We start from the raw sequence: 21,319 nt of genomic DNA, 5'->3' as shown, positions 1-21,319 counted from the left end.
TCAAACCTGAAACTGCGTGCCGGCAGGCACGCCTCCGCCGACCCCGGCGCGCAATAACGCCTCCACCACCCGGAACGAGCCGACGCCGAGGGTGAGGTCGTCCGGCGCGGTGATCGGGTCCAACGCGGCGACGGCCCCGTCCGGCCCACCCTCGCCGATCAGCCGGCCGCCGGCCTCGGCTACGGCGGCGCCGATCTCGGCCGTGCTCCAGCCGTCGTCGTCCGGCAGCGCCAGGGCGAACCATTCGTCCACCACCGGCGCCAGCAGGCCCACCAGCTCCCCCAGCGGCTTGCGCCGCATCAGGCCGAAGGCGGCGCGCACCCGCCCGCCGCCGCGCCGCTCCGCGATGGCAGCGGCCAGCAGCCGCATGGCCCCCGGGTTGTGCGCCACGTCCAGCAGCCACTGCCCGCCACCCGCCGCCGGCACGGCCTGCAGCCGCCCCGCCAGGCGCGCAGCGGCGATGCCGCCGCGGACGCTGTGGCCGGTCAGTCGCAGGCGCGGGTCGGTGAGGCGCACCACCGCCACCGCGGCGGCGGCGTTGGCGAGCGCGGCATCGGGCATCCAGGGCGGCCGCGGCAGGCCACGAAGCTGCTCGCCCTCACCCGTCCAGTCCCAGGCCGCCGGCCCGGCGCTATAGCGGAAGGCCTCGCCCAGGGCGAGCAGCGGGGCATTCAGCGCCGCGGCGCCCTGCACCAGGCTCTCGGGCGGGGCTGGGTCGGCACAGACCACCGGGCGCCCCCGCCGGGCGACACCGAGCTTCTCCCGGGCGATGCTCTCGCGATCCGGCCCGAGCCATTCCATGTGGTCCAGGTCGATGCTGGTGATGACGGCGACGTCGGCGTCGAAGGCGTTGGTGGCATCCAGCCGCCCGCCGAGCCCGACCTCCAGCAGCCAGAGGTCACAGCCCGCCTCACGGAAGCACCAGGCCGCCGCCAGGGTGGCGAACTCGAAGTAGGTCAGGGTGATCTCGCCGCGGGCGGCGTCGATGGCCTCGAAGGCCCGGATGATGCTGGTATCGTCCGCCGGCTCGCCGGCGATGCGGATGCGCTCGTTGTAGGCCAGCAGATGGGGCGAGGTGTAGGCCCCCGGACGTCGGCCGGCGGTACGGTAGAGGGCCTCCAGACAGGCGACCACACTGCCCTTGCCGTTGGTTCCGGCCACGGTAATGACCGGCACCGGCGCCGGCAGCAGCCCCAGGCGCTGCGCCACCTCGGCGACGCGCTCGCAGCCGAGGTCGATGGCGCGCGGATGCACGCCCTCGAGCCAGCGCAGCCACTCCCCGAGTGAGGCCCGGTTCACGTCAGGCGCTGGCGAGGCGCTTCACCCGGGGCGACGGGCGATGGCTCAGCACGGCCAGCAGGCTGGCGATGCGGTCGCGCTGCTCGCGGCGGTCGACGATGAGGTCGATGGCGCCGTGATCGAGCAGGAATTCGCTGCGCTGGAAGCCCTCCGGCAGGGTTTCCCGGACGGTCTGCTCGATGACCCGCGGGCCGGCGAAGCCGATCAGCGCCCCGGGCTCGGCGACGTTGACGTCGCCGAGCATGGCGAGGCTGGCGGAGACACCGCCCATGGTGGGGTCCGTGAGCACCGAGACGTAGGGGACGCCGGCCTCGGACAGACGCGCCAGGGCGGCGCTGGTCTTGGCCATCTGCAGCAGCGAGAACAGCGCCTCCTGCATGCGCGCGCCGCCGCTTGCGGCGAAGCAGACCAGGGGGGCGCGCTCGGCCAGCGCCGTATCCGCCGCGCGCACGAAGCGCTCACCGACCACCGCCCCCATGGAGCCGCCCATGAAGGCGAACTCGAAGGCCGCCGCCACCACCGGCACCCCGTGGACATGGCCACTCATGGCCACCAGCGCGTCACGCTCGCCGGTGCTCTTCTGGGCCTGGGCAAGGCGGTCCTTGTACTTCTTGCTGTCGCGGAAGCGCAGGACGTCGCTGGGCTGCACCTCGGCGCCGATCTCGACCCGGCTGCCCGGATCCAGGAACACCTCGAGCCGGCGCCGCGCACCGATGCGCATGTGCTGCGCGCACTTCGGGCAGACTTCGAGATTGCGCTCGAGCTCCGGGCGGTAGAGCACGGCGTTGCAGGTATCGCACTTGGTCCACAGCCCCTCGGGGACGCTGCGGCTGCGGTTGGCCGCCTCGGTGCGGATGCGCGAGGGCATGAGCTTCTCGAACCAGCTCATGAGGCAGCCTCCCCGGTGGCGAGCCCGTCCAGCCCCTGGCGCAGCTCACGGGTGAAGCGGCCCACGGCGCGCAGCATCGCATCCGGATCGTCGGCGTGCTCGGCGATGCGGGAGACGATGGCGCTGCCGACCACCACGGCGTCCGCCACCCGGCCGAGCTGCGCCGCATCCTCGGCACTGCGCACGCCAAAGCCGACACCGACGGGGAGCTGGGTGGCGCGGCGGATACTTTCGACGTGCCCGGCGACGTCGTCCACGTCCAGGCTCGCCGCGCCGGTGACGCCCTTGAGCGAGACGTAGTAGACAAACCCCCGGGCAGCACCGCAGATGGCACGGATGCGCTCGTCGCTCGTGGTAGGGGCGATCAGCCAGATGGGGTCGAGATCGTGGGTGCCGAGGGCGGCCATGAGGTCATCCCCCTCCTCCGGCGGGAGGTCCACGGTCAGCACGCCGTCCACACCCGCTGCGGCCGCCTCCCGGGCGAAGCCGGCATAGCCCATCCGCTCGATGGGGTTGAGGTAGCCCATGAGCACCACGGGGGTGTCGTTGTCCTCGCGGCGGAACGCCCGGATGCTCTCGAGCACCCCGGCGATGCCCGTGCCGCCGGCCAGCGCCCGCTCACAGGCCGCCTGGATCACCGGTCCGTCCGCCATCGGGTCGGAGAAGGGCATTCCCACCTCGATGATGTCCGCGCCGGCCGCCACCAGCTCGCGCATGAGCCCGACGGTGGCGTCCGGCGTCGGATCGCCGCCGGTGATATAGGGCACGAGCGCCCGGCGCCCGGCGCTGCGGCACTGCTCGAAGCGGCGTGCGATGCGGCTCATAGCTCCATCCCCTGCAGCGAGGCCACGGTGTTGATGTCCTTGTCGCCGCGGCCGGAGAGGTTCACCACGATGGTCTGCTCCGGGTCCATGGTGCGCGCGAGCTGCTCGGCATAGGCCACGGCATGGGCCGTCTCCAGCGCCGGCATGATGCCCTCCGTGCGGGTCAGCCCATGGAACGCGGCAAGCGCGGCGTCGTCCTCCACGGCCACGTAGCGGGCGCGACCGATGTCCTTCAGCCAGGCGTGCTCGGGCCCGACCCCGGGATAGTCGAGGCCGGCGGAGACGGAGTGGGTGCCGACGATCTGGCCGTCCTCGTTCTCCATCAGGTAGGTGCGGTTGCCGTGCAGCACGCCGGGGCGGCCGGCGGCGAGCGGGGCGGCGTGACGTCCGGTGGCCACCCCCTCACCGCCGGCCTCGACGCCGTAGATCTGCACCGACTCGTCACCGAGGAAGGGATGGAACAGCCCGATTGCGTTGGAGCCACCGCCGACACAGGCCACCAGGGCATCCGGCAGCCGGCCGTGCTGCTCCAGGCACTGGCGGCGGGTCTCGCGCCCGATCACCGCCTGGAAGTCGCGCACCAGCAGCGGATAGGGATGCGGGCCGGCAACGGTGCCGATGATGTAGAAGGTGTCGTCGACATTGGCGGCCCAGTCGCGGAAGGCCTCGTTCAGGGCGTCCTTCAGCGTGCGCGAGCCGGACTCCACCGGCACCACCCGGGCGCCCAGCAGCTTCATCCGGTAAACGTTCACCGACTGCCGGCGCACGTCCTCGGCGCCCATGTAGACCACGCACTCGAGGCCGAGCCGCGCGGCCACGGTGGCGGTCGCGACGCCGTGCTGGCCGGCCCCCGTCTCCGCGACGATGCGGGTCTTGCCCATGCGCGAGGCGAGCAGCGCCTGGCCCATGGTGTTGTTGATCTTGTGGGCGCCGGTGTGGTCGAGGTCCTCGCGCTTCAGGTAGAGCCGGGCGCCACCCACCTTGCGCGTCCAGCGTTCGGCGAAGTACAGCGGCGTCGGGCGACCGACGAAGTGCTGCAGATCGGCATCGAGCTCGGCCTGGAACGCCGGGTCGTCGCGGTAGCGCGCATAGGCCGCAGCCAGCTCGTCCAGCGGCGCCATCAGCAGCTCCGGTACGAAGCGCCCGCCGTATGGGCCGAAATGCCCCTTCTGGTCCGGGAAGCGGCTGTAATCCACGGGCGCGTCGATGGCCTCAATCACGTTGGACACGTTGAACCTCTTCGATGAAGGTGGCGATACGCCGATGATCCTTGATCCCGGGCGCGGACTCGACCCCGCTGCTGACGTCCACCCCCCAGGGGCGAAGGCGGTCCACGGCCTCGGCGACGTTGTCCGGCGTCAGCCCGCCGGCCACCACCAGACGCCGGTCCGTGGGCAACGCCCGGGACCAGTCGAACCGTTCGCCGCTGCCGCCGGCGGCGCCCGGTGCGTGCCCGTCCAGCAGCAGGGCTGCTGCCCGAGGATGGGCCGCCGCCACGGCCTCGGCATCGCCGCCCGCCATGCCCACGGACTTCAGGTAGCGGCGGCCGAAGCCGGTGCAGAAGCCCGCGGACTCCTGCCCGTGGAACTGCAGCAGGTCCACCGGCAGCGTTTCCAGCACCCGTTCCACCGTGGGCCGGTCGGGATCGAGGAACAGCGCCACGACGCAGACGAAGGGCGGCAGCGCCGCGACGATCCGCGCCGCCTGCTCGGGGGCGACCGCGCGCCGGCTCGGCGCGTGAAACACGAGACCGATGGCATCGGCGCCGAGTTCCGCCGCCGCCACGCCGTCCTCCGGCCGGGTGATGCCACAGATCTTGATTCGGGTGCGCACGCCTGCAGCCCCTGCTGCCGCCCTGCCCGACGGCGGAAATGGACCGCTCATGCTACCCCGCGGGCGGAGGTCACGCAAAAGCGGGCGGGGGTGCCGGGTCCGGCAGGCCAAAGCGCTCGGGGTAGCGCACCGCAGTGAGGTAGAGCCCGCCGGGCGGTGCCGTCACCCCACCGCGGGTGCGGTCCCGCCCCGCCAGCACCTCCGCCACCCATTCCACCGGCCGCTCCCCGGCGCCCACCGCCATCAGGACCCCGGCGATGTTGCGCACCATATGGTGCAGGAAGGCGTTGGCCTCGATATCGAGCACGATGCAGTCCCCCAGACGGTGCAGGGTCAGCTCGCGGACGGTGCGGACCGGGTGTTTCGCCTGGCAGGCCACCGCGCGGAAGGCGCTGAAGTCGTGCTCGCCGAGCAGGCACTGCGCAGCGGCCTGCATCGGCTTGAGCGACAGGGGCTTCCAGGTCCAGGCCACGCGGTCCCTTCGCAGCACCGGGCGCAGCGGGTCGCTCAGCAGGATATAGCGATAGCGCCGTGCCGTGGCCGAGAACCGGGCGTGGAAGTCGTCGCCGGGCCAGGCCGCCCAGCGTACGCCGATGCTCGCCGGCAGGTGGCTGTTGACGCCCCGCACCCAGGCCCGGGCGGGCCGCTCGGCATCGGTGTCGAAGTGGACCACCTGGCCGGTGGCGTGCACGCCGGCGTCGGTGCGCCCGGCGCAGACCACTTCCAGCGGGCCCGCGACGTCGGCGACCCTGCCTACGGCCCGCTCCAGCGCTGCCTGCACGGAGGCGGCATGGGCCTGACGCTGCCAGCCGCTGAAGGCGGTGCCGTCGTATTCGAGACCAAGTGCAATACGGGGCATGCGCGCAGTCTACGCAGGCGGGCGCGGCCCAGACAGGGACCGCGCCGCCGGCGGAGGGCGTCATTCCTGCCGGCGACGACGCGGCCGGGGCGGGCTCACCCGGTACGCTGCAGCAGCTCCTCGGCCTCGCGCTTCTGGGCCTCGTTGCCCTCCTCGGCAACCTCGTCCAGCAGGCTCCGGGCGCCCTCGGCATCGCCCATGTCCATGTAGGCGCGGGCCAGATCCAGCTTGGTGCCCACTTCGTCCAGCCCGTCGATGTCGCCGCTGTCGTCCGCGTCACCGCTGCCGGCGCCGCGGGCGGGCTCATCCAGGGAGAAGTCGCCGAAGTCGAGCTCGCCGTCGTCATCCCCGTCGCTCGCCGGGCGCCCCGCATCCCCGGGCCGCCCGGAAACCCCGCCATCCGCCGACTCGAGCGCCTCGTCGAGCCGGAACTCGGCCGGCTCGTCCCCGCTGGCGAACTCCTCCTCGGTGTCGTCCAGGGAGAAATCGAGGCCGCCGTCATCGTCCGCGTCCGCCTGGCGACGCCCGGCCGGGGTGTCCTCGTCCTCGCCGAAGGAGAAGTCACCGAGGTCGAATTCGAGGTCGCCGAATTCGTCGTCCGCCGACCGGTCCGGGGCGGCCGCGGACACGCCCTCCTCCGCCCCGGAAGCCTCCGGAGTCGACGCAGGCGAGTCGGCATCGGCACGGCTCGCAGCGGGCGCGTCCCAGTCGTCCTCGGCGCCGTCATACTCCGTCGCCGCCTCATCCGCGGCGAGGCCGAAGTCGTCGTCGCCATCCACGGTATCCGCGGCGCTCTCGGTGAGGTCGTCGAGGGTGCCCGCATCGGCCGCGGCGGCCGGTTCCACCCCCGCGGCATGCTCGGCGGAGCCCGTGACGGCGGACTCCGCAGCGGCATCCGGCGTCGCAAACAGCGGATGCTCCGGCGCCGCGCTGCGGCCAAGCGCGACGATGCGCTGCCAGCGCGGGTCGTCCTCGCTGGCGAGCTGGGTGTGCAGGACCTGAGCCTCGGCCTCGAAGCCGCCGCGATCCCCACGCTCGGCGAGGATCTCCAGCAGGCGCGTACGCAGCTCGATGTTATCCGGCTCCTCGCCGAGGGCGCGATCCAGCACCTCCTGGGCCTGATCGGCGCGGCCATAGGCCATGTACAGCTCGGCCTCTTCCAGGGGGTCGCCGGCCTCGGCGCTGATGCCGGCGCTGTCACCACCTGCCACGCCCGCAGCCGCGCCACCGGCGGCGGCGACAGGCGCCACCGCCGGCGCCGGCAGACCCTCGTCGGCGGCATCGGCCGCCGCCGCGCGGCGTCGCCGCTGCACGAGCAGCAGAAGCAGCAGCAGGGCCGCCACGCCACCTCCGGCATAGGTCATCAACCGGGTATCGGCCAGCATCATCTCGAGGAACGAGATCGTCGCGGCGGGCTGCTCTTCCGGCGCCTGCGCCGTCTCGGCGGCCTCCGGCTCGCTGGCGGCGGACGCCTCGTCGGCCGCGGCGGCGGCGGTCCGGGCAGCCGTTTCGCCCGCAGCCTCGCCGGTGTCCCCGGCTGCGGCAGGCTCGTCACCCGCGGCCTCATCGCCGCCCGCGGCCACCGGTGCGTCAAGACCGTCATCGCCGGCAGCCGCCGTCTCGACGCCCTCAGCGGCCTCGCCTGCGCCCGGATCCCGGGCACCGGCGCTGCCAGCGTCGCCCTCACCGCCGCTGTCCAGCGGCAGATCCTGGGCGAGGCGGAGGTTGATCATGCGCTGCAGCTCATCGAGCTCCGAGCGCAGCCCCTGCACCTGGGAGCGCAGGTCGTCGTTCTCGGCGCGCAGATCCGTGTTGGACTCCTCCAGCAGGGCCAGTTGCGCCTGCAGGCGCGACACCGACTCCGGCGTGGCCTCGAGGTCCGCCTCGGCAAGCGAGGTGGTGGCATCGACCCCCTCGCTCTCGTCCGGCGCCACCAGGCGCAGCTCGCCATCGCCGGCGCCGGCGTCCGCCGCGGCCACCAGGTCGCCGCCAGCTGCGGCCTCGGTGTCCGCCTCGACGGGCTCTTCCGCCACCGCCGTGGCCTCGTCACCGGTCTCGCTGGCCGCGCTCTCATCGGCACCGGCATCAGCGTCGGCGCCAGCCACCTCGGTTCCCTCGTCCGCGGCCGGGGCACTGCGCTGCTCCTGCCAGCGGGCCATCTGCTCACGCACCTCGGCGTTGGCCTCGGCCACGCTGAGGCGCGTCAGCTCCGGACGCTCCGGCACGCGCAGGATGGCGCCCCGACGCAGGGCGTTGATGTTGCCGTCGATGAACGCATCGGGATTCGCCCGCAGCAGCGCGAGCATCGTCTGGTTGATGCTGAGGTCGTCGGGGCGCAGCTGCTGGGCGATGCTGTAGAGGGTGTCGCTGGCCTGCACGGGGCCGTACTGCGCGGGGCCGGTGGCATCGTCGTCGGCCACGGCCTCGCCCCGGGCGGCGGCACCCGGGGCAGCGGCCGGCGCGGCCTGAGCGATTTCGGCAGGCTCGGGCGCATCGCTGCCGCCGGCCTCGCTGCTGCCGCCTGCGGCAACGTTGGGCGCGATGTCATCGGTGTAGGTGGGCGGGTCCAGCAGCAGCGTGTACTCGCGGAGCAGACGGCCATTGGGCCAGTTCACCTCCACCAGGAAGTCCAGAAAGGGTTCCTTGATCGCCCCGTTCGTGGTGACCTCGAGGAAGACGCTGCCCCCCTCGCGCACCACGTCGAAGTCCAGCCGGGAGAGAAAGAACGGGCGCTCCAGGCCGGCGCGCTCAAAGGCTTCCGGCGAGGCAAGCTGGGCGGTGATCCGGTCGATTTCGTCGGGGTCGGCGGAGAGCAGCTCGATGCGCGCGCGCAACGGTTCGTTGAGCGTCGACTGCGAATCGATGCTGCCAAGCCCCAGGGCCGCCGCCACCGAGGCGAACCCCGTCGCGGCCAGAGCCGAGGCGATCAAGAGCTTGCGCGTCATGACGGTTCCTTTCGCCCGGGGCGGGAACGTGCCTCCCGCCCGCTTCTCTTTGTCATCCGGCAGCCCCGGGCTCCAGTGCCCGGAACCGGCCCGCTACCACTGCCGCGGCAGCCCTTCCCTGTCGGTATCGGCAGATAAAGTAGCCCGCTAAAGTAGGCCTCACAAGACGGGCACTAACCCCTGGCGATACCGGCGCTTTTCCAGCCGAACCCGCCGCCGTTACCGGGACGTTATCCGCTGTACCCGACACCCGGCCGGGAATGCGCTGGGCCGGATGCTGCCCCAGGCCGCGGGGGAAAATCCGGTCATGGTTCGCAGCTTGGAGGACCGCACAACCGCACCGACAGGCCCCCAGGCCGCAAATGCCAAGCCGTTCCGGAGGCAAAGCACCTGTCGACCCGCTGCCCGTCGCGGAATACGCCACCGACGCCGGCAAAGCGGGGCGGGGTGGGAGCGCCCGGGACCGCAGGCGAGACTGACCTCGCCTGCGAGCCCCCAGGGAAGGGTTTACGGCGTGTCCCGGGCGCTCCCACCCCGCCCCGCTTCGGCACGGCACGGCAAACGCCTTACCCGCGGCGCCGCGGGTAAGGTCCCCGCCGGCATGGCTGATGCAGATACGTAACCTGGGGAAGCGCTGGTACCGACCCGCTCAGGCGGCCAGCAGCAGCCTCAGCGTGCGCCGCAGCGGCTCGGCCGCGCCCCAGAGGAGCTGGTCACCGACGGTGAAGGCCGAGAGGTACTCCGGACCCATGGCCAGCTTGCGCAGGCGGCCCACCGGGACCTGCAGCGTGCCGCTGACCGCCGCCGGGGTCAGCCGCTGCTGGCTCGGCGCCGGCTCGTTCGGCACCACCTCGACCCACTGGTTGGCCTCGGCGAGCATGCCGTGGAGCTCGTCCAGCGGAACGTCCCGGCGCAGCTTGATGGTCAGCGCCTGGGCGTGGGAGCGCATCGCACCTACCCGCACGCAGATCCCGTCGATGGGCACGGGATTGTCCTGGCGGCCGAGGATCTTGTTCGACTCCACCCCGGCCTTCCACTCCTCCTTGCTCTGGCCGGAGTCCATGGCCTTGTCGATCCAGGGGATGAGGCTGCCGGCCAGGGGCACGCCGAACTGCTCGTCCGGGTAGTCATCGCTGCGCAGCGCCTCGGTAACCCGACGGTCGATGTCGAGGATGGCCCCGGCGGGATCGTCCAGCAGCTCCCGCGCCGCGCTCTCGAGATAGCCCATCTGCTTGAGCAGCTCGCGCATGTGCTGGGCGCCGGAGCCGGAAGCGGCCTGGTAGGTCATGGGCGAGATCCACTCCACCAGGTTGTGATGGAACAGCCCGCCGATGGCCATGAGCATGAGGCTGACGGTGCAGTTGCCGCCGACGAAGGTGCGCGTGCCCTGCGCCAGCGCCCGGGTGATGACGTCGTGGTTCACCGGGTCGAGGACGATGATGCTGTCCTCGGCCATGCGCAGGGTGGAGGCGGCGTCGATCCAGTGGCCCTGCCAGCCGGCGGCGCGCAGCCTTTCGTAGACCGCCCCGGTGTAGTCGCCACCCTGGGTGGTGACGATGGCGTCCATCCCGGCCAGGGCGTCGATATCATGGGCATCCTGCAGCGGCGGCACCTCGCGGCCCACGTCGGGACCCGGCTGGCCGGCCTGGGAGGTGGAGAAGAATACCGGGTCGATGTCGCGGAAGTCGTCCTCCGCGCGCATGCGCTCCATGAGCACGGAGCCCACCATGCCCCGCCAGCCGACAAATCCGATTCGTTTCATGATGACCTCGATGGTTTACGGCGCGCCGCGCCGGGGCGCGGGCGCGAGAGTGTTCCGGATGCCCCGCTCAGACCGCCCCGAGCGCGGCCACCACCGCATCCCCCATGGCCGTCGTGCCCACCACCGGCTCACCCTCGCCGGCAATGTCCGGGGTGCGCAGGCCCTGGCCAAGGACGCGGCCCACCGCCGCCTCCACACGGTCCGCCAGCGCGCCCTCGTCGAGGCTGTAGCGCAGCAGCATGGCCAGCGAGAGGATGGTGGCCAGCGGGTTGGCCGCGTCCCGCCCGGCGATGTCCGGCGCCGAGCCGTGCACCGGCTCGTAGAGTCCCTTGCCGGTCTCATCCAGGGAGGCCGAGGGCAGCATGCCGATGGAGCCGGTGAGCATGGCGGCGCAGTCGGAGAGGATGTCGCCGAACAGGTTGCCGGTGACGATGACGTCGAACTGCTTCGGCGCCCGCACCAGCTGCATGGCGGCGTTGTCCACGTACATGTGGGAGAGGCTGACGTCCGGGTACTCCGGAGCGAGCCGCTCCATCACCTCGCGCCAGAGCTCGCTCGACTCCAGCACGTTGGCCTTGTCCACCGAGCACAGTCGCCCGTTGCGGCGCTGAGCCGCCGTGAACGCCGCGCGGCCGATACGCTCGATCTCGTCCTCGCCGTACCGCAGCGTATTGAAGCCCTCGCGGACGCCGTCCTCACGGATACGGAGGCCGCGGGGCTCGCCGAAGTAGATGCCGCCGGTGAGCTCGCGGACGATCAGCATGTCGAGCCCGGCCACCACCTCCGGGCGCAGCGCCGAGGCGCCGGCCAGCTCGGGAAACAGCAGCGCCGGCCGCAGGTTCGCGAACAGCCCGAGCTCGGCGCGGATGGCGAGCAGCCCGCGCTCGGGCCGCAGCGGCCGGTCGATGGCCTCCCACTTCGGACCGCCCACGGCGCCGAGCAGGATGGCGTCGGCCTCGCGGGCGCGGGCCAGGGTGCTCTCCGGCAGCGGGGCCCCTTCGGCGTCAACGGCCTGGCCGCCCAGCCGGGCGTGCTCGACCTCGGCATCGAGGCCGAAGTCCGCCTGCAGCGCCGTGACGACCTTTTCCGCCTCGGCGACGATCTCGGGGCCGATGCCGTCTCCCGGCAGGATCAGGATGCGGTGGCTCATGCCCGCCCCACACCCTCGAAGATCCACGGGGTGACCTCGCGGCGCTTCGCCTCGTAGGCGCGGATGTCGTCGGCGCGCTCCAGGGTCAGGCCGATCTCGTCCAGCCCCTCCACCAGCATGCGCTTGCGGTGCGGATCGATGTCGAAACCGTGACGCTCGCCCTCGGGGGTGGTGACCACCTGCTCCGGCAGATCGACGGTGAGCGTGTAGCCCTCGTTCGCCCAGGTCGCCTCGAACAGCGACTGCACGGTGTCCTCCGGCAGCACCACCGGCAGGATCCCGTTCTTGCTGCAGTTGTTGTAGAAGATGTCGGCGAAGCTCGGCGCGATGAGCACGCGGAAGCCGAAGTCCGCCAGCGCCCAGGGCGCGTGCTCCCGGGAGGAGCCGCAGCCGAAGTTACGCCGTGTGAGCAGGATGCGGGCATCCCGGTAGCGGGGCTGGTTGAGCACGAAGTCCGGGTTCAGCGGCCGGCCGCTGTTGTCCTGCCCCGGCTCGCCGTGGTCAAGATAGCGCCATTCGTCGAACAGGTTGGGGCCAAAGCCGGTGCGGTGGATCGACTTCAGGAACTGCTTCGGGATGATCGCGTCGGTGTCGACGTTGGCGCGATCCAGCGGCGCCACCACGCCGGTGACCCGGGTCAGGGGCTCCATGCTCATGCCTCCACCTCACGGACGTCGACGAAATGCCCGGCCACTGCCGCCGCGGCGGCCATCTCCGGGCTCACCAGATGAGTGCGCCCGCCCTGGCCCTGGCGGCCCTCGAAGTTGCGGTTCGAGGTGGACGCGCAGCGCTCCCCCGGGCCGAGCCGGTCCGGGTTCATGCCGAGGCACATGGAGCAGCCGGCATCGCGCCACTCGAAACCGGCGGACTTGAACACCTCGTCCAACCCCTCCTGCTCGGCCTGCCACTTAACCAGGCCCGAGCCCGGCACCACCATGGCCTGGCGTATGCCCTCGGCGATGCGCTTGCCGCGCAGGATGCGCGCCGCGGCGCGCAGGTCCTCGATGCGCGCGTTGGTGCAGGAGCCGATGAAGATCTTCTCCGGGCGGATCTCGCGGATCGGCGTCCCGGGCTCGAGCCCCATGTACTCCAGCGCCCGCTTCATGCCGGCGCGCTTGACCTCGTCCGGCTCCGCGGCCGGATCCGGCACCACGCCGTCCACCGGCACCACCATCTCCGGGGAGGTACCCCAGGAGACCTGGGGCTTGATCTCGGCGGCGTCGAGCACGACGACGCGGTCGAACTCGGCATCGTCGTCGCTGACCAGCGTGCGCCAGTAGTCCACCGCGCGGTCCCACATCGCGCCCTGGGGAGCGTAGGGCCGACCGCGCATGTACTCGATGGTGGTGTCGTCCACGGCCACCATGCCGCAGCGCGCGCCGGCCTCGATGGACATGTTGCAGATGGTCATGCGCCCGGACATGGGCAGCGCGCGGATGGCCTCGCCGCCGTACTCGATGGCGTAGCCGGTGCCGCCGGCGGTGCCGATCTTGCCGATGATGGCGAGCATGATGTCCTTGGCGGTGACCCCGGGCCCGGGCCGGCCGTCGACGCGAACCAGCATGCGCTTCGACTTCGACTGCACCAGGGTCTGGGTGGCGAGCACGTGCTCCACCTCGGAGGTGCCGATGCCGAAGGCGAGCGCCCCCATCGCACCGTGGGTGGAGGTGTGGGAGTCGCCGCAGACCACGGTCATGCCGGGCTGGGTCGCGCCCTGCTCGGGGCCGATGATGTGCACGATGCCCTGTCGGCGGTCCAGCAGACCGAACTGCACGATGCCGAACTCGCGGCAGTTGCGGTCCAGCGTCTCCACCTGCAGGCGCGAGATGGGGTCGTCGATGCCGCTCTCGCGACCGATGGTGGGCACGTTGTGGTCCACCACGGCCAGATTGGCCTCGGTGCGCCACACGCCCCGCCCGGCCAGGCGCAGACCCTCGAACGCCTGGGGCGAGGTCACCTCGTGCACCAGCTGCCGGTCGATGTAGAGCAGCGCGGTGCCGTCGCCGTTGTCGCGCACGACATGGGCATCCCAGAGCTTGTCGTAGAGAGTCTTTCCGGCCATGACTGTCCTCGTTTCTCAGGCACCTGGCGCTTGCACAGTCACCGTACCGCGCCGCACGGGTAGCCGGATATTATACCCACAGCCCGGGCAGGCGCTGAACCGCTGATGCGAGTCGCAGCACTGCGTTGCCGATGGTCGGCGCACCAGGTCCTTGACTCCGGCATGTGCCCTCCCTGGCGCTCTCGCGGAAGATGCCGCAAACGTCGGCAGTGCGAGGCGGGGCGGAAGCGCTCGGGACCGTAGGCGAGAGGGACCTCGCCTACGAGCCTACACGGACGTATTCACGGCGTGTCCCGAGCGCTTCCGCCCCGCCTCGCACCGGGCACGGCTGCAAAATACGCCCGAGGCATCGCGGGACACCGGCTTGGCGACCACACCGGTCAGGTAAGGTTTTCGACCACCGCCCTTCAAGCCCGGCGGGACTCATCCACGGGCTGATGCGCCACCGGCGCCACCCGGAACGCGAGCACCGCCCCCATTGCCGCCGCGGCCGCGGCGGCGTAGAAGGTGGCGGCACTGCCCGCCGACTCCCAGAGATGGCCCGCCAGCAGACTCCCGGCGGCGACACCGGCACCGAAGGTCAGGCTGCTGTAGAGGGCCTGTCCGCGCCCCTGATGGCCGCCGACGAAGAAGCGGTCGATGAGCGAGATGGCGGTGGCGTGGTAGACCCCGTAGCTAGCGGCATGCAGCAGCTGGGCCCCGGCCTGCAGCGCCAGCGAGCCCGGGAACGCCCCCACCACCAGCCAGCGTACCGTCGTCAGCGCCATGGCCAGGGTGAGCAGGCGCCGCGGGCCGAAGCGCGGGAGCCAGCGCGGCATGAGCAGGAACACGCCGATCTCCGCCAGCACGCCGAGGGACCAGAGCACGCCGATCGTGCCGCCGGAATAGCCGTTGTCCTGCAGGTAGATGCTGTAGAGGGCGTAGAACGGGCCATGGCTTGCCTGCAGCAGGAAACAGGCGACCAGCAGGCCAGCCACCCGCGGCGTCGTCAGCACCCGCAGGAAGCCGCCGTCGCCGCCGGCGCGGATGGCGCGCTCCGCCGGCGGCACGCTCAGGCTCACCCCCGCCAGCAGGGCGAACAGGCCAAGCAGCACCCAGGGCACGATACCCGCGCCAAGCCGGTCCACCGCCTCGCCCAGCACCAGCACCGAGAGCATGAACCCTACCGAGCCCCAGAGCCGGATGCGCGGATAGCGGTGGGTCTCCGCCCCGAGATGGCTCATGGTGTTGGCCTCGAACTGGGGCAGCGCGGCGTTCCAGAAGAAGCTGAACGCCACCATCACCAGCGCCATCCACCAGTAGCCCCCGGGCAGCAGCACGCCGGCGAAGCCGACCAGCGCCGCGAGACAGGCCCCGCGGATGATGGCGATACGCCGGCCGGTGCGATCCGCAAGCCAGCCCCAGAGATTGGGCGCGATGATCTTGGTGGCGTGCAGCAGGGCGATCAGCTCGCCGATCTCGGCGGCGCCGAAGCCACGGCTGCGCAGGTAAGGTCCCCAGTAGGGCGCGAGCACCCCAAGGACCCCGAAGAAGCAGAAATAGAACGCAGCGAGGCGCTTGAAGGGCAGCCCTTGGGGCACCTCAGCGACCGGGTTCGGCGGGGATCACCGGCGTGCCGGAATCGACGTCCGCGTTCTGGGCCCGGTGGCGCAGGAAGTGGTCCATGAGCACCAGCGCCATCATCGCCTCGGCGATGGGCGTTGCGCGGATGCCGACGCAGGGGTCGTGGCGGCCGGTGGTGACCACCTCCGTGGGCTCGCCGCGCACGTTCACCGAGCGCCCGGGCAGGCGGATGCTGGAGGTGGGCTTGAGCGCGATGCGCGCCACCACGTCCTGGCCGGTGGAGATGCCGCCCAGCGTCCCGCCGGCGTTGTTGGAGAGGAAGCCCTCCGGCGTGATCTCATCACGGTGCTCGGTGCCCTTCTGCGCCACCGACGCGAAGCCTGCGCCGATCTCCACGCCCTTCACGGCGTTGATGCTCATCAGCCCATGGGCGAGGTCGGCATCCAGGCGGTCGAACACCGGCTCGCCAAGCCCGGGCGGCACGCCGCGGGCGAGCACGCCCACCGCCGCGCCAATGGAATCCCCTTCCTTGCGCAGCCGGTCCATGTAGGCCTCGAGCTCCGGCACGCGCTCCGGCTCGCCGCAGAAGAACGGGTTGGCGTCCACCGCCTCCCAGTCGTCCAGTGCGAGCTCGATGGGCCCGAGCTGGGCGAGCCAGCCGCGGATGCGCACCCCGAGGCGCTCGGCCAGATACTTGCGTGCGATACCGCCGGCGGCGACCCGCAGCGCGGTCTCGCGGGCCGAGGAACGCCCACCGCCGCGGTAGTCGCGGATGCCGTACTTCTGCCAGTACGTGTAGTCGGCGTGCCCGGGGCGGAACTGCTCGCGGATCTTCGCGTAGTCCCGCGAGCGCTGGTCGACGTTCTCGATCAGCAGCCCGATGGGCGCGCCGGTGGTGCGCCCGTCGAACACCCCGGAGAGGATGCGCACGCTGTCCGTCTCCCGCCGCTGGGAGGTATGCCGTGACGTCCCCGGCCGCCGCCGGTCCAGATCCCCCTGCAGATCCGCCTCACTGAGCGCCAGCCCCGGCGGACAGCCGTCCACCACCGCCCCCAGCGCAGGCCCATGGCTCTCGCCGAAGGTGGTCACGGTAAAAAGGCGGCCGAAGGTGTTGCCGGACATTAGCGTGAGTTCAAAGTGGGAAGTTCAAAGTTCAAGGTTCAAAGCTCAAAGCGAGAGGGCGCGGCGGCTACCGGCCCCGTACTCTAACCCGCGGCCTTTGAACTTTGAACTTTGAACCTTGAACTCATTGTATGAACTGCCGACGCAGCGCCTCTGCGTCAGCGACGAAGACCCCCGTGCCGCCCCGCTCCAGCTCAACCCAGGTCACCGGGAGATCCGGGTAGGCGGCCTCGAGAGCCGGGCGGCTGTGGCCGACTTCGCACACGAGCAGGCCATGGTCGCTGAGGCGCCGGGCGGCCTCGGGCAGCAGGCGATGCACCAGATCGAGGCCGTCGCTGCCGGCCGCGAGGGCGTCGCGCGGCTCGTGGCGGTACTCGGGGGGTAGCGCCGCCATGGCCTCGCTGTCCACGTAAGGGGGATTGCTCACGATCAGGTCCCACGCCGGCTCCGCCGGCACGGCCGCGAGCAGGTCGGAGCGCGCGCAGCGCACGCGTTCCGTGACGCCGTGCCGCTCGGCGTTCTCCCGTGCCAGCGCCAGCGCCGCCTCCGAGAGATCCAGCGCAGCCACTTCCGCCCCCGGGAAGGCCAGTGCGCAGGCGATGGCGATGCAGCCGCTGCCGGTACCGACGTCGGCGATGCGCTGCACACGGTCCGGATCCAGCCAGGGCTGGAAGCCGGCCTCGATCAGCTCGGCGATGGGCGAGCGGGGGATGAGCACGCGCTCGTCCACCCGGAAGGCAAGCCCACAGAACCAGGCCTCGCCGGTGATATAGGGCAGCGGCCGGCGGACCTGCACCCGCTCGCGCACCGCCGCCAGCAGGGCCGCCTTCTCCGGCGCCGTCACCCGGCACGAGAAATAGGCGGCATGCAGATCCGGTGGCAGCTGCAGCGTCGCCAGCACCAGCGCCGCTGCCTCGTCCAGGGCGTTGTCGGTGCCGTGGCCATAGGCGAGCCCGGCGGCCTGGAACCGGCTCGCCGCCCAGCGCACGTAATCGCCCACCGTTTCCAGCTCCGGCGGCGGCGATTCGGGAAGTCCGGTCATCGTTGCGGCCTCATCGGGGGCGCCTTTCCGCGCCCGCGGCCCAGGGTTAGGATGTCGGGCTGAATGATGCCATGCCGCCACGGCGGCGTGTGCCGTCTCACGGGTCGGCCGGGACCGCTCAACGATGACACGCCTTCGCCTGATGACCCTGCTGCTCGCCGTGGCCCTCATTGCCGGGGCCGCCAGCACCGTGGGCGCCGTGCTCTGGCTCACGAGCGAGCCCGAGCCGCCGCTCAACGGCACCTGGCTGCCGGGCGGCCGGCCGCTGCCCGAAGTCACACTGATCGACCACCGCGGGGAGCCGCTCTCGACCCGGGACCTCCAGGGCGAGTGGCATTTCCTGTTCTTCGGCTTTACCCACTGCCCCGATGTCTGCCCGGTCACCCTGGCGGACCTTGCCGGCGCGTGGGAGCGACTGGAAGCGGAAGGCGTAGCGGCCGATACCGGCATGCTGTTCATCTCGGTGGATCCAGCCCGCGACACGCCGGAGCGGCTCGCCAGCTACGTCACCCATTTCCATCCCGAATTCACCGGCGCCACCGGTGACCGCGCCGCCCTCGACCGGCTCACCAAGGCCCTTGGCATCGCCTACACCGTGCACGACGAGGGCGGCGGCGATAGCTACAGCGTCGATCACAGCTCGGCAGTCCTGCTGATCAACCCCGCGGGCCGGCTGCAGGCCGTATTCCAGCCGCCGCACGGGCGCCGCGTTCTCGCCGGCGATTACCTGCGCATGCGCGAGCGCTACGGCGAGGAGGGCTGAGCCCGGTGCCCGCTCCCGAGGCCGCAAGCGCGGCCGACCGCCTGTTCGCCCGGCTTCTGGCCATGCTGCCTCAGCACGCCCTCTCCCGCTGCGTGCACCGGGCCGCGCGCTGGCCCTGGCGGCCGTGGAAGTCGGTGCTGATCGGCGCGTTCCGCCGGCTCTATGCCGTAGACCTCGGCGAGGCGGCGGAGCCGGACCCGGCCGCCTATCCAAGCTTCAATGCCTTCTTCACCCGGGCGCTGCGCCCCGGCGTGCGGCCGCAGCCGGCGACCGCGGATGCGGTCACGAGCCCGGTGGACGGCCGCCTTAGCGCCCACGGGCGCCTCGAGGGCGAGCAGCTCATGCAGGCGAAGGGCCAGCATTACACCCTCACCGCGCTCCTCGGCGGTGACCCTGGCCTCGCCGCAGGACTGCGGGATGGCGCCTACGCCACGCTCTACCTCTCGCCCAGGGACTACCACCGGGTGCACATGCCCTGCGCCGGACGGCTGCGGCGCATGCTGCACGTACCCGGCCGGCTGTTCGGCGTCTCGCCACCGCTGGTGCGCGCGGTGCCGGAGCTGTTCGCCCGCAACGAGCGCGTCGTCTGCCTGTTCGACGGGGCCCGCGGGCCGTTCGCCGTCGTGCTGGTCGGGGCCATCGGTGTCGGCAGCATCGAGACGGTCTGGGCAGGCGAGATCACGCCGCCCGCCGCGAAGACGCTGCGCACCTGGGACTACGGCGACCGCGGTCCGGCACTCGCGCGCGGCGAGGAGCTCGGCCGCTTCAATCTCGGCTCCACGGTGATCCTCGCGTTCGGCCCGGGCCAGGTCCGCTGGAACGCCGGCCTGCGGCCCGAAGCGCCGGTTCGCCTCGGCGAGACGCTAGCCCGCATCTCTCACTGATTCGCGAAGCGAGGGCGTGGAGATGGCGGGCAGGACAAGGCGCGGGAGAGTCCGGGCGCGCAGGCGTACTCGACAGTACGTCGAGCACCCGGGCCGAGCGCAACGCCGGACTGCCCGCCAGATCCACGGCCGCAGCCGTGAATCGGTGAGAGATGCGGGCTGAGCGCCACGCCGGTTGCACGGCCGCGCGCTTTCGACGACCGTAGCGGCCGTGGGCCGCGGGGCGACCGCTGGCCGGAGGACGACCATGACCGACACCGACCCGGCAGCCGGCGAGCGCGAGCGCCTGGAGCGGCTTCTCGAGCGCCTGGACGAGGGCATCGCCCAGCTCGAGAGTGCCCAGCGTTTCGCCAAGCACACCCGCAGCGCCCGGGTGCTGGACGCCATCAGGCGGCTGCTGGCGATGCCCGGTGGCGAGGAGGCCCTGTTCGAGCGCATCGCGAGGCTCGACCGGGCGGGCGTCTTTGCCGGGGGCGACTACGAGCACCCGGTGCGTCTGCAGCCAACGCTCTGCGCCAATACGCTGCACCAGGGCAGCCCCGCGGACGTGGTGCTGGAGTGCCTCAACGAGCTGCGGCTGACCGCGGTGGCCGTAGGCCGATACGCGCACCCGAACCTGTCGGCCGAGCAGGCCCGGCACCTGCTCTCGCAGATACTCGCGCTCAATCTGCGCCTGCTGTTCGGCCAGCTCACCGAGGCAGAACGCGTTCATCTTGGGAATCTGGCGGAGCCGGTGCAGCGCCACTTCCGCTTCGTCGTCGAGCACGTGGGCTTCGGCGACGTGCTCGAGGAGCTGATCCGCGAGATCTGGCGCATCCTCGCGCAGCGCCCGATCATGGTGACGCCGGTCAAGGAGATGATCACCGGCGTGGCGGCGTTCCTGGCCCGGGAGGACGCCACCGAGCTCGGCCCGGGGCAGGGCCGCGGCGCCGAGCGGCTGATCAGCGCCCTGTTCGCGCCCACCAACGGCTGCCGCGAGGACCCGGGCCTCGCGGCCTATGCCGAGCGCCTGGAGGGCATGGACTATCAGGCGCTGCGCCAGGAGGCGCTGGGTTTCGCCCGCGCCATGCATGACACCGGGCTGGTCTCCCCCTATCACCCGGTGTTCCTGCGGCACGTCGTGGGCCAGAACGAGGATCTCATCCCCACCGCCCTTGGCCTGAGCGCGACCGGCACGGACGGCTTCGCCTGCTATGGCGAGCTGGTGCGCGAGCTCATTCGCCGGGCCGTCTGGCCCGAGACGCCGCAGGCGGTCTTTGGCCTGGCGGGGCTGCTGGAGCGCGGCGTGCTGTACGACCCGCCGGTGGCGCCGGCGCTGTGGCGGCAGATGCAGCTGCCGCTGTGCGAGCCGGCGCGCATACGCCTCGGCTGGCTGCCGGAGGACCACCCCGGGCCCGAGGCGACGCTCCTGGAGGGCGTGCTCTGCATGCTGGGCCATCCGCTCGGCGTGGGGCAGGGCAACAACCCCACCTGCCAGTCGGCGCGTGCGTTGTCGATGTGGTCCAGCAACGACCCGGACTACCTCCTGCAGCTGGTGGCGTGGGCGGCACGGCACGACGACATCGTCATCGCCTTCGAGGGCAAGCCGCTGCACTCCGGTCCCCTGCTCGCCGCCGATCTGCCGCCGCTGCTGTCGGATGTGGATGCGGTCTCGGCGGTGACGGTGCCGCACCTCGACGCCCTCTACGAGGAGATGGGCCGGCGCTGCGCCCACCGCGAGGGCGACTTCCACCGCTGGGTGAATCCGCAGTTCCACGGCTGGTGGGTGAGCCACGGCTTTGCCATCGCGGTGGACGTGCCCACTGGCAAGCTGGTGGATCTGGATGACTTCATCCGCCAGTTCCATGCCGCCTACCACCCGCTCTACAACGGCAACATGCCGGTGATTCACCCGCAGCCGGTCGGGCTCGCCATGACCGACAGCGCCGCGCGCTTCATCGGCTGGCACGCGATCTCGCTGCACCGGGTCGGCCTCGACCCGGAGGGCGGGATGCGGGTGTATTTCTTCAACCCCAACAACGACAGCGGCCAGGACTGGGGGAACGGGGTCGAGGTGGCCATCGAGGGCCACGGCGAGCGCTTCGGCGAGGGCTCCCTGCCCTTCGAGCAGTTCGTCTCCCGGCTCTACATCTTCCACTACGACCCCCGCGAGTCCGGCGACCCGGCCGCCGTTCCCGAGGACGCGGTGGCGCGCGTCCGGGACATGGTGGTGCGGAGCTGGGGGCGCGGGCGCGCCCCCAGCTCCGGATCCGAGTAACAAGTTGCAAGTTGCACGTTGCAAGTGGCGAGTAACAGGTTGCGAGCTGGGGGCGAAACCCTCCC

At 71.7% G+C, this 21,319-nt stretch carries 17 protein-coding genes; 3 read left to right on the top strand and 14 right to left on the bottom strand.

The annotated features are described in order from the left end of the window. From LMH63_RS04925 to prmB, 14 genes are all read right to left on the bottom strand, one after another. Positions 1 to 1,299, bottom strand: a complete 1,299-nt coding sequence (locus tag LMH63_RS04925; protein WP_109680181.1) for a bifunctional folylpolyglutamate synthase/dihydrofolate synthase — start codon at positions 1,297 to 1,299, stop codon at positions 1 to 3. A gap of 1 nt (position 1,300) precedes the next feature. Then, the gene (gene accD / locus LMH63_RS04920) at positions 1,301 to 2,188 is read right to left on the bottom strand and encodes an acetyl-CoA carboxylase, carboxyltransferase subunit beta (RefSeq protein ID WP_109680180.1); all 888 of its coding nucleotides are present in this window, start codon (positions 2,186 to 2,188) and stop codon (positions 1,301 to 1,303) included. Further along, positions 2,185 to 3,012, bottom strand: coding sequence for a tryptophan synthase subunit alpha (gene trpA / locus LMH63_RS04915; RefSeq protein WP_109680179.1), 828 nt, complete (start codon positions 3,010 to 3,012; stop codon positions 2,185 to 2,187). Before trpA ends, accD begins: the two co-directional genes overlap by 4 nt. Continuing rightward, positions 3,009 to 4,241, bottom strand: a complete 1,233-nt coding sequence (gene trpB / locus LMH63_RS04910; RefSeq protein ID WP_109680178.1) for a tryptophan synthase subunit beta — start codon at positions 4,239 to 4,241, stop codon at positions 3,009 to 3,011. Before trpB ends, trpA begins: the two co-directional genes overlap by 4 nt. Then, entirely contained in the window at positions 4,225 to 4,845 is a 621-nt protein-coding gene (locus LMH63_RS04905) for a phosphoribosylanthranilate isomerase (protein ID WP_109680177.1), read from the bottom strand. The genes trpB and LMH63_RS04905 overlap by 17 nt, the downstream gene beginning before the upstream one ends. 70 nt (positions 4,846 to 4,915) lie before the next feature. After that, positions 4,916 to 5,704 carry a tRNA pseudouridine(38-40) synthase TruA gene (gene truA / locus LMH63_RS04900; protein ID WP_109680176.1) on the bottom strand — a complete coding sequence of 263 codons (789 nt, stop codon included), beginning with the start codon at positions 5,702 to 5,704 and terminating at the stop codon, positions 4,916 to 4,918. A 95-nt stretch (positions 5,705 to 5,799) separates the two neighbouring features. Beyond that, positions 5,800 to 8,649 carry a motility hub landmark protein FimV gene (locus tag LMH63_RS04895; RefSeq protein WP_109680175.1) on the bottom strand — a complete coding sequence of 950 codons (2,850 nt, stop codon included), beginning with the start codon at positions 8,647 to 8,649 and terminating at the stop codon, positions 5,800 to 5,802. Positions 8,650 to 9,298: 649 nt separating this feature from the next. Beyond that, complete coding sequence (gene asd / locus LMH63_RS04890) at positions 9,299 to 10,411, bottom strand: aspartate-semialdehyde dehydrogenase (RefSeq protein WP_109680065.1); 1,113 nt, start codon at positions 10,409 to 10,411, stop codon at positions 9,299 to 9,301. A gap of 67 nt (positions 10,412 to 10,478) precedes the next feature. Beyond that, a complete protein-coding gene (gene leuB, locus LMH63_RS04885) occupies positions 10,479 to 11,561 on the bottom strand; it encodes a 3-isopropylmalate dehydrogenase (RefSeq protein WP_109680064.1) in 1,083 nt (360 codons plus the stop codon). Next, the gene (leuD, locus tag LMH63_RS04880) at positions 11,558 to 12,211 is read right to left on the bottom strand and encodes a 3-isopropylmalate dehydratase small subunit (RefSeq protein WP_109680063.1); all 654 of its coding nucleotides are present in this window, start codon (positions 12,209 to 12,211) and stop codon (positions 11,558 to 11,560) included. Before leuD ends, leuB begins: the two co-directional genes overlap by 4 nt. A 2-nt stretch (positions 12,212 to 12,213) precedes the next feature. Then, positions 12,214 to 13,623 (bottom strand): 3-isopropylmalate dehydratase large subunit, encoded by a 1,410-nt coding sequence (gene leuC / locus LMH63_RS04875; protein WP_109680062.1) that lies wholly within the window; start codon positions 13,621 to 13,623, stop codon positions 12,214 to 12,216. A gap of 407 nt (positions 13,624 to 14,030) precedes the next feature. Beyond that, positions 14,031 to 15,203 (bottom strand): MFS transporter, encoded by a 1,173-nt coding sequence (locus LMH63_RS04870; protein ID WP_109680061.1) that lies wholly within the window; start codon positions 15,201 to 15,203, stop codon positions 14,031 to 14,033. A 1-nt stretch (position 15,204) separates the two neighbouring features. Then, on the bottom strand, positions 15,205 to 16,308 hold the full coding sequence (aroC, locus tag LMH63_RS04865; protein WP_109680060.1) for a chorismate synthase: 1,104 nt from the start codon (positions 16,306 to 16,308) through the stop codon (positions 15,205 to 15,207). Between the two features lie 124 nt (positions 16,309 to 16,432). After that, a complete protein-coding gene (gene prmB, locus LMH63_RS04860; RefSeq protein ID WP_109680059.1) occupies positions 16,433 to 17,350 on the bottom strand; it encodes a 50S ribosomal protein L3 N(5)-glutamine methyltransferase in 918 nt (305 codons plus the stop codon). Positions 17,351 to 17,474: 124 nt separating this feature from the next. On the opposite strand from prmB, the gene LMH63_RS04855 reads away from it, so the two are divergent. The 3 genes from LMH63_RS04855 (at position 17,475) to LMH63_RS04845 (ending at position 21,254) form a co-directional block, all read left to right on the top strand. After that, positions 17,475 to 18,113 carry an SCO family protein gene (locus tag LMH63_RS04855; RefSeq protein ID WP_109680058.1) on the top strand — a complete coding sequence of 213 codons (639 nt, stop codon included), beginning with the start codon at positions 17,475 to 17,477 and terminating at the stop codon, positions 18,111 to 18,113. After that, the gene (asd, locus tag LMH63_RS04850) at positions 18,110 to 18,997 is read left to right on the top strand and encodes an archaetidylserine decarboxylase (protein ID WP_373317929.1); all 888 of its coding nucleotides are present in this window, start codon (positions 18,110 to 18,112) and stop codon (positions 18,995 to 18,997) included. Before LMH63_RS04855 ends, asd (LMH63_RS04850) begins: the two co-directional genes overlap by 4 nt. Positions 18,998 to 19,244: 247 nt before the next feature. Next, entirely contained in the window at positions 19,245 to 21,254 is a 2,010-nt protein-coding gene (locus LMH63_RS04845) for a hypothetical protein (RefSeq protein ID WP_109680057.1), read from the top strand. Positions 21,255 to 21,319: the final 65 nt, after the last annotated feature.

This window comes from Spiribacter halobius, assembly GCF_020883455.1.
Taxonomy (GTDB): Bacteria; Pseudomonadota; Gammaproteobacteria; order Nitrococcales; family Nitrococcaceae; genus Sediminicurvatus; species Sediminicurvatus halobius.
This window is presented reverse-complemented; position numbering and strand designations above follow the sequence as displayed.